Raw genomic sequence first — 13,776 nt, 5'->3', positions numbered from 1 at the left:
GAGCGGATGCTCAGGTTCATGCCCGTCGGCGACTCGATGACCATCGGCAGCGCGGGCGAACACACATGGCGCTACCGGCTGTGGCAGCACCTGCGCGACACGTACGGCGGCCCGTTCTCCTTCGTCGGCCCGCGCGAGACGCTGTACGACAAGGCGACGCAGGCGCCCACCTCGTACGAGTACGCCGACCCCGGCTTCCCCCGCGCCCACCTGGCCGGCTGGGGCGAGGGCTGGCAGCACATGGCCCCGCTGATCGGCGAGGCGGTGCGGGCCGGCCGGGTGGACGTGCTCCTCGTCTCGCTGGGCCTCATAGACCTGGGCTTCTACACCAACGCCGGACAGACGGCGGAGAACGTCTCGGCCTTCGTCGAGCGGGCGCGGGCCGCCCGGCCGCGTATCCGCATGGTCGTGCTGCCGGTGATCCCCAACGTCCGGGCCGAGGACGAGCCGGCCTTCGCCGCCGAGGTGTCCCTCTTCAACGAGCTGCTGGCCAAGGCCGTGGCCGACCTGGACGAGCCCCGCTCGCCCCTGCTCCTCGCCTCCCCGCCGCCGGCGTACGACATCCGCACCGACACCTACGACGGCACCCACCCGAACGGGAGCGGCGAGCACAGGATCGCGGCGGCCTTCGCCGACGCCATGCACCAGGCGTGGGGCTGGGGCGGGAAGTACACGGGCGTCTGAGCGCCGGCGGCCCGTCCCGGCGGCTTATCGCCTGAGCACCGGCCGGCCCGTCCCGGTGGCATATGCACGGCCGTCCGTGTCCTCGTCGCCGTGCGTATCGTTGTACCGCGCGGCTGCACCCGTTCGCGGGCAGCCGGGGAGGAGCGCCACGATGACCGTCCTGGAAGACAGGATCACGATGGCCGAGAGCGACAACACGCGCTGGCTCGACGACATGTTCGAGCGGCTCGAGAAGATGCCCGTCCCCGAGGGTTACAAGGTGGAGATCGTCGAGGGGGCCGTCTACATGTCGCCGCAGCGGAACGCGCACTGGCAGATCATCCTGACCCTCATCAAAGTGCTCATGGGGCGCTTCGGCACCGACGTGCAGGTGGTGTCCGACGTCCGCATCGACTTCCCCGGCTATCGCAACGGTCTCGCCCCGGACGTGGCGAAGCTGCGCGACGACGCCGCACCGGACGCGAAGGGCCGCTGGAGCCCCGAGGACGTGGAGTTCGTCGCCGAGGTCATCTCCAAGGACACCGCCCGGAACGACTACGGGCCCAAGAAGACCTCCTACGCCCTCGCCGAGATCCCCGTCTACCTGATCGTGGACCCGTACCTGGGCAAGTGCCGCCTGTTCACCCAGCCCAAGGACGGCGACTACCTCACCGACACGTCCGTCACCTTCGGCGGAGAGGTGGACATGACCACCACCCCCCTCGGCCTCACCCTCAAGACCGACGACTTCCCGCGCGACTGACCCCGCCGCCCCGTCGCGCCCCCGCCGCCCCGCGGGCCCCCCTTGCTTCGAGCGCACTCCAGGGCATTGGCTTGGGGACCATGAAGTACACACAGCTGGGACGCACGGGACTCAAGGTCAGCCGACTGGTGCTCGGCACGATGAACTTCGGGCCGCAGACCGACGAGGCGGACAGCCACGCGATCATGGACGCGGCGCTGGACGCGGGGATCAACTTCTTCGACACGGCCAACGTGTACGGCTGGGGCGAGAACAAGGGCCGCACCGAGTCGATCATCGGCAACTGGTTCGCCAAGGGCGGCGACCGGCGCGACAAGGTCGTCCTCGCCACCAAGGTGTACGGCAACATGGGCGCCGACGGCGAGGCCTGGCCCAACCACGACAAGCTGTCCGCCGTGAACATCCGGCGGGCCGTCGACGCCAGCCTCAAGCGGCTCCGGACCGACTACATCGACCTCTACCAGTTCCACCACATCGACCGGAACACGTCCTTCGACGAGATCTGGCAGGCGATCGACGTCCTCGTCCAGCAGGGCAAGATCCTCTACGCCGGATCGTCCAACTTCCCCGGCTACAAGATCGCGCAGGCCAACGAGGCCGCGGCCCGCAGGGGCGGCACCATCGGCCTGGTCAGCGAGCAGTGCCTGTACAACCTGGCCGAGCGGCGCGCCGAGATGGAGGTCATCCCGGCCGCGCAGGAGTACGGACTCGGGGTCATCCCCTGGTCGCCGCTGCACGGCGGACTGCTGGGCGGGGTGCTGAAGAAGCAGGCCGAGAGCGGCCGGCGCGCCTCCGGGCGGACCGTCGACTCCCTCGCCGACCCGGCCGTGCGCGCCCAGGTCGAGGCCTACGAGGCCCTGCTCGACAAGCACGGCCTCCAGCCGGGCGAGGCGGCGCTCGCCTGGCTGCTCACCCGGCCCGGTGTGACCGGTCCCATCGTCGGACCGCGCACCGCCGAGCAGCTCGCCTCCGCGCTGCGGGCGGTCGAGCTGGAGCTGAGCGAGGAGGTGCTGGCCGGGCTGGATGAGATCTTCCCCGGTCCGGGCCCGTCGCCGGAGGCCTTCGCCTGGTAGGTCCGGGCCGGTAGGTCCGGTCCGGTGGCTCCCGCCCGGACGGTCCCTGCGAGCGGATCACCCAGAGGGGTTGCCCTTGAGGAGCGCGGCGGTCGCGCTCGGCTCACCTGCCGAGCGCGGCCGCCAGGGCTACGACGGCCAACATCAGCACGAGCGCACCGGCCATGATCCGGTTCCGGGTTTTGGGGTCCACGTCTTCGAGACTAACCGGCCCGGCCCAGTGCCCAGCGGCCGACCGGCTCGTAACGGGGCTGCTCGCCGGGCACGCCCGACCTCGGCAGCCGACTGCGGACGAGGACCAGCTCCTCCACCGTCCAGGCAACGCCGGCGAAGTCCTGGAGCGCGGCGACGTACGGCCGCACGTCCACCGCCTCCCGGGCGCGGGCCACCGTCAGATGGGCCTTGTAGCGGCGGTGCTCCCCCGTCTCCAGGCCCGCCTTGCGCGCCGCCGCCTCCGCGCGCCCGGCCAGCAGCCCCAGGGCGCCGAAGTCGCCCTCCGCGCCCGTCCACAGCGCCTTCCCGCGCCCGAACTGACCCCCGCCGCGCAAGGCGAGCGCGAACGGCTCCGTACGCCGCGCCGCCTTCTCCAGGCGGGCCGACAGCTCCGGTACGACGTCCTCGTCGACCTCGCCGTAGAAGGCGAGCGTGAAGTGCCAGCCGGCCCGCTCGGTCCACCGGAACCGCCCGGCCCCGGGCAGCTCCCGCAACCGCCGCACCTCATGGGCGAGCCCCCGCAGGACGTCCTCGGGCGGCAACACGGCGGCGAACAGTCTCATACGCCCAGTGTCCCCGCCGCGCGCCCCGCGAGTGTCGCCTCGGGACCAGGTCACCGTGCTGACGGCGTGTACCGCAGCGAGCTCGTCCTCGACTTCGGCGACGGGATCGACCTGACGGTACGCCCGTCGGGCTGGCCCTCAGGACCGACGAGTTCCCCCGGGACTGAGCCCGGCGGGCGGCGCCGTCACGCGGCCGCCCTCGCCGGCTCCTTGTTCCCCGCGCGCGGGACGAAGGACACCCTCGGATGGCCGCCCTGCCAGGCGACGGCGAGGCGCAGGTCGCCGACGCGGGCCAGGACCAGGCCGATGACGGTGGCCGCGGCGAGCGAGATCGCGCCGCCGAGGACGAAGCCGATCCGGGCGCCGTAGGCGTCGGTGATCCAGCCGACCAGCGGCGCGCCCAGCGGGGTGCCGCCCATGAAGACCATCATGAACAGCGCCATCACCCGGCCGCGCATCGCGGGGTCGGTGGCCATCTGGACGGCGGTGTTGGCGGTGACGTTGACCGTGAGGCCGAAGACGCCGATCGGGGCCATCAGCAGGGCGAACAGCCAGTACGACGGGGCCAGCGCGGCCACGATCTCCAGCGCGCCGAAGGCGGCCGCCGCCGCGATCAGCACCCGCAGCCTGGCCGTGCCGCGGCGGGCCGCGAGCAGGGCGCCCACCAGCGAGCCGACCGCCATCACGGTGTTGAAGAGGCTGTACGCGCCGGCGCCGGAGTGGAAGACGTCGTCGGCGTAGGCGGACAGCCACACCGGGAAGTTGAAGCCGAAGGTGCCGATGAAGCCCACCAGGACGATCGGCCAGATCAGGTCGGGGCGGCCGGCGACATAGCGCAGGCCCTCCCGCAGCTGGCCCTTGCCGCGCGGGGCGCGCTCGACCACGTGCAGCTCGCGGGCCCGCATCAGCAGCAGGCCGCCGATGGGCGCGACGAAGGACAGGCCGTTGGCGAGGAACGCCCAGCCGGTGCCAACGCCGGTGATCATGAGGCCGGCGACGGCGGGGCCGATGAGCCGGGCGGACTGGAAGTTCGCCGAGTTCAGGCTGACCGCGTTCTGGAGCTGCTGGGGGCCGACCATCTCGGAGACGAAGGACTGCCGGGCCGGGTTGTCGACGACCGTGGCGAGTCCGACGGCGAAGGCGGCGACGTAGACGTGCCACACCTGGACGTGCCCGCTGAGCGTGAGCGCGGCCAGCGCCAGGCCGGTGAGGGCCATCGCGGACTGCGTGACGAGCAGGGTCGGCCGCTTCGGCAGCCGGTCGACGAGGACGCCGCCGTACAGGCCGAAGAGCAGCATCGGCAGGAACTGCAGGGCCGTGGTGATGCCGACGGCGGCCGAGGAGCCGGTCAGGCTGAGGACCAGCCAGTCCTGGGCGATGCGCTGCATCCAGGTGCCGGTGTTGGAGACCACCTGGCCCAGGAAGAACAGGCGGTAGTTCCGGACCTTCAGCGAGCTGAACATGGAGGCTCCGGAGCGGGCCTTGCGGGGCGCTGCCGGGGCGGTGCGTATGCCGGGGGCGGGCCGGGGGCCCGGAGCGGGCGCGGCGTCGCGGGCGGCCGGGGCGGTCCCGGGAGCGGCGTCGGCGGCCGGGGTCTCGGCGGCGGTCCCGGGGTCCGGGGCGGCCAGGGCCTCCGCGGCGGTCACGGAGACGCCGGCGGTCTCGGAGCCGGCGTCCGTGGCGGTCGTCGCGTCCGTGGCGGGCCGGGGGTCGGGGGCGGGCGAGGTGTCGTGGGCGGTCGGTGCGGGGGCGGAAGCTGCTCCGGATCCCGTACTCAAAGGGGTTCGCCTCCTTGCGGCTGCTGACGTCGGGCGTACTTCACAGATGCGCGAGCTTTTCCAGTACGGGGGCGGCTTCGCGCAGCTTCGCCCACTCGTCCTCGTCGAGGCCGTCCACCAGGCCGGCCAGGAAGGCGTTCCGCTTGCGGCGGCTCTCCTCGAGCATGGTCACGGCCTGCTCGGTGCGGGAGACGACCTTCTGCCGCCGGTCCTCGGGGTGCGGCTCCAGACGGACCAGCCCCTTGGCCTCCAGCAACGCGACGATGCGGGTCATCGACGGCGGCTGCACGTGCTCCTTGCGGGCGAGCTCGCCCGGCGTGGCGCTGCCGCAGTTGGACAGGGTGCCCAGCACCGACATCTCGGTGGGGCTCAGCGACTCGTCGACGCGCTGGTGCTTGAGCCGACGGGACAGTCGCATCACGGCGGAACGCAGGGAGTTCACGGCGGCAGCGTCGTCGCCATGGGTAAGGTCCGGCATGTTCTTTAGCGTAACTCATTACTCTGGCTAAAGACCAACCGGAACACGCACACACCAGGTGACCCTGGCCACTACTGGCCGAACACTGTCACTCATATGGGTGACAGGGGCGTAGAACGTCTCCCCGGGCGCGGAGACCTGCCGCGACCCTCGTCTCCATGGGGACCAGCGTGCTCAGCCTGCGCATGGACCGCGAGCTGCTCGAACGGCTCCGGGACCACGCCGCGAAAAGAGGAATGAGCGTCCAGGACTACGTAGTCCGGACGCTCGTTCGAGACGACTTCGACGAACGCTTCCACGCCGCCGTCGAGGAGACGGAGCGGTTCTACGGGGTCCCCTGAACCGCGTGGAACCGCCCCCTCCGGGGAGGCCCCCCTTGGGGGGACCATCCCCTTCGGGGAACCGTCAGAGCAGGCCCAGGGCCGGCATCAGGTAGTAGAAGGCGAACACCGCCGCGACCACGTACATCGCCGGCGGCACCTCGCGCACCCGCCCGGCGGCCAGCCGCAGCGCCACGAAGGTGATGAAGCCCATCCCGATGCCGTTGGTGATCGAGTAGGTGAACGGCATCATCAGCATCGTCACGAAGGCCGGGATGGCGATCGTGTGGTCCGTCCAGTCGATCTCCTTGATCGAGCCGGACAGGATCAGGAAGCCCACCGCGAGCAGGGCCGGGGTGGCCGCCTGGGACGGGACCATCGTGGCGACCGGCGTGAGGAAGAGCGCCACGGCGAACAGCGCGCCGGTGACGACGTTCGCGAAGCCGGTCCGCGCGCCCTCGCCGACACCGGCCGTGGACTCCACGAAGCAGGTGGTGGCCGAGGAGGAGCTCGCGCCGCCGGCGGCGACGGCGATGCCGTCGATGAAGAGAACCTTGTTCATGCCGGGCATCTGGCCCTGGGCGTCGGTCAGCTTGGCCTCGTCGCTGATGCCCATGATCGTGCCCATGGCGTCGAAGAAGCAGGACAGCAGCACGGTGAAGACGAACAGGATGCCGGTCAGGACGCCGACCTTGTCGAAGCCGCCGAAGAGGCTGACCTTGCCGAGCAGGCCGAAGTCCGGCGTGGAGACCGGGTTGCCGGGCCACTTCGGGGTGGTCAGGCCCCAGGACGGGATCTTGGCGACGGCGTTGATGACCACGGCCACGACGGTCATCACGACGATCGAGATGAGGATCGCGCCGGGCACCTTGCGCACGATGAGCGCGAGCGTGAGCAGCGCGCCCAGGATGAAGACCAGGACCGGCCAGCCGTTGAGGTGACCGTCGGCGCCCAGCTGGAGCGGGACGGTGGTGTGGGCGGCGTCCGGGATCCGGGAGACGAAACCGGAGTCGACGAGGCCGATCAGCATGATGAACAGGCCGATGCCGATGGCGATGCCCTTGCGCAGCCCGAGCGGCACGGCGTTCATCACGCGCTCGCGCAGACCGGTCGCCACCAGCAGCATGACGACGAAGCCGGCGAGGACGACCATGCCCATCGCGTCCGGCCACGACATGCGCGGCGCGAGCTGGAGCGCGACGACGGTGTTGACGCCGAGGCCGGCGGCGAGCGCGATCGGGACGTTGCCGATGACGCCCATGAGCAGCGTGGTGAACGCGGCCGTCACGGCGGTGGCGGTGACGAGCTGGCCGTTGTCGAGCTGGTGCCCGTACATGTCTTTCGCGCTGCCCAGGATGATCGGGTTCAGCACGATGATGTAGGCCATCGCGAAGAAGGTGGCGAAGCCGCCGCGGATCTCGCGCGACAGGGAGCTGCCGCGCTCGGAGATCTTGAAGTATCGGTCGAGGGCGCCGTACGGGGGCGGCGTCCCCGGCTTCTCGGGGGCGGGGACCTTGGCGGTGGCCGAGGTGGACATGCGGATGACCTCAGGGATGCGGGGAGGTACCGGAGTACCGAGCCGGGAAGGGGATCAAACGTGATCGAGTCTCACCGTCTTCTGTCACCAACAGATCTCCCCCAGATTGCGGTTGGTGTTTTCTACGAAGATAAACGGCCAGACTCAGACTGTTTCAGTATGAACATATGAAGGCGAAAAAGGCCATCTCCGCGCGTAGACCCCGTGCGGCGCCGACTCCCGCGCCTTCCGCCGCAAGCTCCTCCCCCGGCCGCGCCGGCCCCCGCGCCCTCGGCCCGCGGGACCCTCCCCCGGGCCGTGGGGCCCCCGCACCCCGGGCCGTAAGCTGAGGCCATGGCGAAGTGGACCCCCAAGCACGAGGCGCCGGAGCCCCTGGAGGGCCCCGTGGTCGCCACCATCACCGGCGGCACGATCGTCTGGTTCGTCCTCTTCCTGGTCCAGCTCCCCTTCTACGGCTGGTACGACGACCACGGCCGCACCTGGTGGCTGTGGACCTGCCTGGCCGGCGGCGGCCTCGGGCTGATCGGCGTCTGGTACGTCCGCCGGCGTGACGCGGCGATCAAGCGCTCGGCGGCCGGCGCGACGACACCCACCGTGATCCCGTCCAACGAGTGACGCCCACCGTGATCCCGTCCGACGAGTGACGGCCGCCCTGATCCCGTCCGACGAGTGAAGGGATCCGGTCCCACGTACCGTCGAAGGCATGACGCACAGCGACGCCGGTACGGAGCTGGACCCCGTGCACCCCGTGCCCATACCCCCGGCGCGGGCGAGCGGGCTCACCCCGGACGAGGTCGCGCGGCGCGTCGCCGGAGGTGACGTCAACGACGTCCCGGTGCGCGGCAGCCGGTCCCTCGCCGACATCGTCCGCGCCAACGTCTTCACCCGGTTCAACGCGATCATCGGCGTCCTCTGGCTGATCACGCTGTTCGTCGCGCCGATCCAGGACAGCCTGTTCGGCTTCGTGATCCTCGCCAACACCGGCATCGGCATCGTGCAGGAGTGGCGGGCCAAGCAGACCCTGGACTCGCTCGCCGTGATCGGCGAGGCCCGCCCGACCGTGCGGCGCGACGGCACGGCGACCGAGATCGCCACCTCGGAGATCGTCCTCGACGACGTGATCGAGATCGGGCCGGGGGACAAGGTGGTCGTGGACGGCGTCTGCGTCGAGGCCGACGGGCTGGAGATCGACGAGTCGCTGCTCACCGGCGAGGCCGACCCGGTCGTCAAACGCCGGGGCGACCAGGTGATGTCCGGCAGCTTCGTCGTCGCCGGCGGCGGCGCGTTCCAGGCCACCCGGGTCGGCCGCGAGGCCTACGCCGCCCGGCTCGCCGAGGAGGCCTCCCGCTTCACCCTCGTCCACTCCGAGCTGCGCTCCGGCATCTCCACCATCCTCAAGTACGTGATGTGGATGATGATCCCGACCGCGATCGGCCTGGTCATCAGCCAGCTGGTCGCCAAGGACGACGACCTCAAGGACTCCGTCGCGCGGATGATCGGCGGCATCGTCCCCATGGTGCCCGAGGGGCTGGTGCTGCTCACCTCCGTCGCCTTCGCGATCGGTGTGATCCGGCTCGGCCGCAAGCGGTGCCTGGTGCAGGAGCTGCCCGCCATCGAGGGCCTCGCCCGGGTGGACACGGTGTGCCTGGACAAGACCGGCACGCTCACCGAGGGCGGCATGGACGTCACCGAGGTCCGGCTGCTGGACGGCCAGGACGAGGCGTACGTCCGCCGGGTCCTCGGCGCGCTCGGCGAGTCCGACCCGCGCCCCAACGCCTCCCTCCAGGCGATCATCGAGGCCTGCCCGGACAGCGAGGAGTGGCGCTGCGTGGAGTCGCTGCCCTTCTCCTCGGCCCGCAAGTACAGCGGCGCGAGCTTCAGCGAGGGCGACGGCGAGTCCAGTACGTGGCTGCTGGGCGCGCCGGACGTGCTGCTGCCGGAGGAGTCGGCGGCGCTCGCCGAGACCGGGCGGCTCAACGAGCGGGGGCTGCGCGTGCTGCTGCTGGCCCGGGCCGGCCGTGAGCTGGACGATCCGCACGTCACCCGGGACCTCACGCCCACCGCCCTCGTCGTGCTGGAGCAGCGGCTGCGGCCCGACGCGGCCGGCACCCTGCGCTACTTCGCCGACCAGGACGTCCGCGCCAAGGTGATCTCCGGCGACAACGCGGTGTCGGTGGGCGCGGTGGCCGCGAAGGCCGGGCTGGACGGCGGCGCCGCCGTCGACGGGCGCAAGCTGCCCGAGGAGCGGGCGGCGCTGGCCGAGCGGCTGGACGAGGCGACGGTGTTCGGGCGGGTCACCCCGCAGCAGAAGCGGGACATGGTGGGCGCGCTCCAGTCGCGCGGGCACACGGTCGCGATGACCGGCGACGGCGTGAACGACGTGCTGGCGCTGAAGGACGCCGACATCGGGGTGGCGATGGGCTCCGGCTCGGAGGCCACCAAGGCGGTCGCGCAGATCGTGCTGCTGGACAACAGTTTCGCGGTCCTGCCGTCGGTGGTGGCGGAGGGCCGGCGCGTCATCGGCAACATCACCCGGGTCGCGACGCTGTTCCTGGTCAAGACGGTGTACTCGGTGCTGCTGGCCGTGCTGGTGGTGTGCTCGCAGGTGGAGTACCCGTTCCTGCCCCGGCACCTGACCCTGCTGTCGACGCTGACCATCGGCGTCCCGGCCTTCTTCCTGGCCCTCGCCCCGAACACGGAGCGCGCCAGACCGCACTTCGTGCGGCGGGTGATGCGGTACGCGGTCCCCGGCGGCGTGGTGGCAGGCGCGGCGACGTTCGTGACGTATCTGATCGCGCGCGGCCACTACACCGGTCCGGACGCGCTGGACGCGGAGACCAGCGCGGCGACGCTCACCCTCTTCCTGATCTCGATGTGGGTGCTCGCGATCATCGCCCGCCCCTACACGTGGTGGCGGGTCGTGCTGGTGGCCGCGATGGGGGCGGCGTTCGTCGTCGTGCTGGCCGTGCCGGCGCTCCAGCACTTCTTCGCGCTGAAGCTGGTGGGCACGTCGATGCCCTGGCTGGCGGTGGGCGTCGCCGTGGTCGCGTCGGCGGCCCTGGAGGTGCTGTGGAAGTGGGTGGGGCGCCGCTTCCCGGCGTAGCCCCACCCCCTTGCCGCGTGGCTCAGTCGAACCAGCGGTCGCGGGCCAGTTCCTCCGTGCGGGACGGGTCCTCCAGGAGGGCGGCGACCTCGAAGCGGCGGGGCCACTGGCCGGCGGCCCAGGCGAGGCCGGCGGCGACGCCCTCCAGGGTGGCCGCGTGCAGCACGCCGTCCGGCGTCAGGCGCCAGTCCAGCTCGGTCCCGTCGACGACGAGTTCCTCGTGCTCGACGTACGTCCCGGGGGTGCGCGGGCCCAGCAGCACCCGCACCGGCTCCGGTACGTCGTGCTCGGCGCCGGCCGAGTCGACCTCGCCGGTGACGGACTCGCTCAGCCGCCGCACCTGGAACAGCTCGGCCAGCTCGGCGGCCAGGGCGGGGCGTACGGGCAGCAGCGGGACGCCGGCGGTGAACGGCAGCAGGTCCGGGGAGTCGCACACCACGGCGTCGGCGGCGTCCACCACCTCCACCCGCCCGTCGACCACGGCCCGCAGCTCGTCGGGCAGGGTGACCTGATCCGGCTCCAGCTCGGCCAGCGCCCCGTACAGGGCGTGCAGTTGGGCGGAGGTCACCGGGCGGTCGGGGTCGGCGAGGCGGTCCAGCAGCTCGGCCGCTCCGCCCGGTTCGGCGAGCAGCGCGGCCACGCTGGTGCGCACGCCGAGCGCCCGCAGCACCTGCTCGTCGTCGAAGCCGGTGGCGTCGGCCTCGTCGTACAGGCCGCGCAGCAGCGGGTCGGAGCCGGCGGCGCGCAGTCCGGCCGGGCGGCGGCCGCCGAGCACCGGGTGCCCGCGCAGCCACCAGGCGGTGTACGACCGCACGACCTCGTGGGTGCCGTCGGGCAGCAGGATCCGCACCGGCTGGGTGAGCGCGTCGCGCAGCGGCGGCCGGGCGAGCAGGGCGAGGGCGGCGGGCCACTGCTCGTCGTCGACGAGGTCCAGGTCGCGCACGGCGACGATCTCGGTGGCGACCGGTGGGACGGGGCTGTCCGGGAACCGGTCGAGGACGTCCTCGCTCCACACGTCGACCGCGTCGAGCAGCCCGGGGTCGTCCGGCTCGGGGAAGTCGCCCTCACGGGGCTCCAGTTCGTCCGGGTCGAGGACGACGTCGGTGGCGCGGACGAGCGCGAAGTCCACGAGGACGCCGCAGGCGGCCAGCGGCTGCGGTCCCCACTTGTCGGCCAGCTCCTGGTCGACCGCCGGGATCTCGTCCTCCCGCATGACCTGGGCGAACGGGCCTCCGGGAAAGACGAGTTCGCCGGCCGGGGAGAGTTCGCCCTCCTCGTCGGGCAGGGCGAGCGCGCCGAGCCAGGGCTCGTCGCCGGGCTCCAGGCCCGCGTCCCGCACCAACGCGAGGACGGTGTCGGCGAGTTCGTCGGCGTCCGGGGCGTCCTCGTCCCACGCGCCGCCGTCCTCGTCGAGGGAGGCGGCGACGGCGGCCCGCACCTGCGGGGTGGTGAGCACCGCGCGCGGGGTGGCGGGCAGCGCGCCCAGTTTCTCCAGGATCGGGTGGGCGGCGTCCGGGTGGGCGACCTTCAGCCCGAGCCGGGCCAGCACCTCGGGGTCGGCGAGGTCGGCGGCGTCCGGGGCGGGCAGGAGGACCTGCCGGGGCCCGATGGCGGTGCGGCCTCCCCCCGTGCCGAAAGCCTGGGAGGTGCCCCCAGCGAGCGGCACGGGCAGCCCGGAGAGCCGGTCGGGATCGACGCCCGCGAGGCTGTCGTACAGCCGCCGCCACCAGCCCGGCTCCTTCTCCAGCCCGGCCAGCCGGTCGACGGCCTCGGTCAGCGGCACCCGGGCCACGCCGAGGGTGCGCAGTTCGGGACGGCGTTCGAGACCGGCGGGCAGCAGGGTGGGCAGCACCTCGGCGAGGACGCGCACGGTGTCGGCGCCGGCGCCCTCCACCACCTCGGCGTCGCGCGGGCGCAGCGACTCGGGCAGCTCGTCCGCCTCGTCCTCGTGCGGGGCGGCGGCGGGCGGCAGGAAGGAGGTGCGCGGCAGCCGCTCCAGGATCGCCTGGCGCAGCGCGCCGTCCAGTTCGCCCTTGCCGAGCGGGCCGGGCACGAGGCCGATGACGCCCTCGGTCACCGGCCGCCAGTCGGCGAGGAGGGCGGCGTAGGCGTCGGCGGCGCGCTGCACGAGGAAGTCGGTGAGCGGGCCGGGCGCGGCGTGCCGGCGGGTGCTGTCCAGCGGGAACGAGGCGATGAGCAGGGCGGGGACGCCGAGGGGTTCGTCGCTGGGGGTGGGGGCGTGCAGGACGGGGCTGGTGCGGGGCCGTTCCGGGGCGCCGTCGGTGTCCACGGGGACGGCCCAGGTCACCGACCACCGCGGCCGCAGCCGCTCCTCCACCGGGCGGCCGGCGAGCAGGTCGGGGGTGAGGTCGCCGTGCGCGTCGGCGGTGCGCCACCGGGTGGCGCCCCCGTCGGTGTCCTCCACGACGGTGAGCGCGCCCTCGGTGCGGCGGCGCAGCGTGCGGGGTGCCGCGTCGCCGATCTCCACGACGACCTCCTCCAGGCCGGCCAGGGCCAGGAGCAGGGCGTCGTCGACGGCGCGCAGGAGGCGTTCGGCGAGGTCGGCGGCGGCGGTGTCGCGCAGCGGCAGGATGACGACGGTGTCGTACGGATCGGGGGCGGTGCCCTCGGCGGCGAACGGGAGCCGCAGCAGGGGGACGTGTCCGTCACGGCGGCGGATCTCGTCGCCGAGGCCGGGGCTGTGCCGGGCGGTGTCCTCCGCGAGTCCCCGGGCCTCGGCCAGCGACCAGCGCACGCCGCCGTGCCGGCCGACGACGGCGGGCTCGTCGGTCACGGCGAGGACGGCGGCGAAGCCGACGCCGAACCGGCCGACGGCGGTGGTCTGCGCCGCGGCGTCCCGCTTCGCGGAGGCGCGCAGCGTGGACAGCGACTCGACGCCGGTGGCGTCCAGCGGGGCGCCGGTGTTCGCGGCGACGAGGACGCCGTCGCGGAGGGTGAGGCGCAGCCTGCCGGGGACGCCCGCGCGGGCGGCGGCGTCAGCGGCGTTCTGCGCCAGTTCGACCACGAGCCGGTCGCGGTAGCCGCCTAGGACGAGGTCCTCCTCGGCGTTGGCGTCCTCCCGGAACCGCGCCGGGCTGGTGGCCCAGGCCTCCAGCACGCCCCGCCGCAGCCGGGCGGTCCCGAAGGGATCGCCACCGGCGGACGGCTGCACCAACATACTCACGTCGATTCTCCTCACGAGGGTGGAACCGAAGGTACCGCGCGGGCGGCGGGGGCCACGGTTTGATATACGCTCGGGCAAGATATATACAGCCTGTTCGCGGG

11 protein-coding genes are annotated in these 13,776 nt (G+C 72.7%); 6 read left to right on the top strand and 5 right to left on the bottom strand.

The window, feature by feature from the left end:
- The first annotated feature begins 6 nt into the window (after nucleotides 1-6).
- The 3 genes from ACH5A8_RS17235 to ACH5A8_RS17225 all read left to right on the top strand — a co-directional run bounded on the left by ACH5A8_RS17235 (nucleotide 7) and on the right by ACH5A8_RS17225 (nucleotide 2,499).
- Nucleotides 7-684 (top strand): GDSL-type esterase/lipase family protein, encoded by a 678-nt coding sequence (locus tag ACH5A8_RS17235; RefSeq protein ID WP_399002705.1) that lies wholly within the window; start codon nucleotides 7-9, stop codon nucleotides 682-684.
- A gap of 151 nt (nucleotides 685-835) precedes the next feature.
- On the top strand, nucleotides 836-1,426 hold the full coding sequence (locus tag ACH5A8_RS17230; RefSeq protein WP_399002703.1) for a Uma2 family endonuclease: 591 nt from the start codon (nucleotides 836-838) through the stop codon (nucleotides 1,424-1,426).
- 80 nt (nucleotides 1,427-1,506) lie between these two features.
- The gene (locus ACH5A8_RS17225; RefSeq protein WP_399002701.1) at nucleotides 1,507-2,499 is read left to right on the top strand and encodes an aldo/keto reductase; all 993 of its coding nucleotides are present in this window, start codon (nucleotides 1,507-1,509) and stop codon (nucleotides 2,497-2,499) included.
- Between the two features lie 203 nt (nucleotides 2,500-2,702).
- On the opposite strand, the gene thpR is transcribed toward ACH5A8_RS17225, so the two are convergent.
- From thpR to ACH5A8_RS17210, 3 genes are all read right to left on the bottom strand, one after another.
- A complete protein-coding gene (thpR, locus tag ACH5A8_RS17220; protein WP_399002699.1) occupies nucleotides 2,703-3,275 on the bottom strand; it encodes an RNA 2',3'-cyclic phosphodiesterase in 573 nt (190 codons plus the stop codon).
- Between the two features lie 185 nt (nucleotides 3,276-3,460).
- Nucleotides 3,461-4,738, bottom strand: coding sequence for an MFS transporter (locus ACH5A8_RS17215; RefSeq protein WP_399003187.1), 1,278 nt, complete (start codon nucleotides 4,736-4,738; stop codon nucleotides 3,461-3,463).
- Nucleotides 4,739-5,093: 355 nt separating this feature from the next.
- Nucleotides 5,094-5,531, bottom strand: a complete 438-nt coding sequence (locus ACH5A8_RS17210) for a MarR family winged helix-turn-helix transcriptional regulator (protein WP_399002697.1) — start codon at nucleotides 5,529-5,531, stop codon at nucleotides 5,094-5,096.
- 158 nt (nucleotides 5,532-5,689) lie between these two features.
- On the opposite strand from ACH5A8_RS17210, the gene ACH5A8_RS17205 reads away from it, so the two are divergent.
- Nucleotides 5,690-5,872 (top strand): ribbon-helix-helix protein, CopG family, encoded by a 183-nt coding sequence (locus ACH5A8_RS17205; RefSeq protein ID WP_399002695.1) that lies wholly within the window; start codon nucleotides 5,690-5,692, stop codon nucleotides 5,870-5,872.
- A gap of 64 nt (nucleotides 5,873-5,936) precedes the next feature.
- On the opposite strand, the gene ACH5A8_RS17200 is transcribed toward ACH5A8_RS17205, so the two are convergent.
- Nucleotides 5,937-7,388, bottom strand: coding sequence for an NCS2 family permease (locus ACH5A8_RS17200; RefSeq protein ID WP_399002693.1), 1,452 nt, complete (start codon nucleotides 7,386-7,388; stop codon nucleotides 5,937-5,939).
- Between the two features lie 333 nt (nucleotides 7,389-7,721).
- On the opposite strand from ACH5A8_RS17200, the gene ACH5A8_RS17195 reads away from it, so the two are divergent.
- Entirely contained in the window at nucleotides 7,722-8,003 is a 282-nt protein-coding gene (locus ACH5A8_RS17195; protein ID WP_399002691.1) for a DUF2530 domain-containing protein, read from the top strand.
- An 88-nt stretch (nucleotides 8,004-8,091) separates the two neighbouring features.
- On the top strand, nucleotides 8,092-10,491 hold the full coding sequence (locus tag ACH5A8_RS17190; RefSeq protein WP_399002689.1) for an HAD-IC family P-type ATPase: 2,400 nt from the start codon (nucleotides 8,092-8,094) through the stop codon (nucleotides 10,489-10,491).
- Between the two features lie 22 nt (nucleotides 10,492-10,513).
- Here the strand turns inward: ACH5A8_RS17190 and ACH5A8_RS17185 are convergent, their stop codons facing one another.
- Nucleotides 10,514-13,675 (bottom strand): sacsin N-terminal ATP-binding-like domain-containing protein, encoded by a 3,162-nt coding sequence (locus tag ACH5A8_RS17185; RefSeq protein WP_399002687.1) that lies wholly within the window; start codon nucleotides 13,673-13,675, stop codon nucleotides 10,514-10,516.
- Nucleotides 13,676-13,776 lie beyond the last annotated feature (101 nt).

Origin of the sequence: Streptomyces sp. NPDC018610 (assembly GCF_044391765.1) — a bacterium.
Classification (GTDB): Bacteria; Actinomycetota; Actinomycetes; order Streptomycetales; family Streptomycetaceae; genus Streptomyces.
This window is presented reverse-complemented; position numbering and strand designations above follow the sequence as displayed.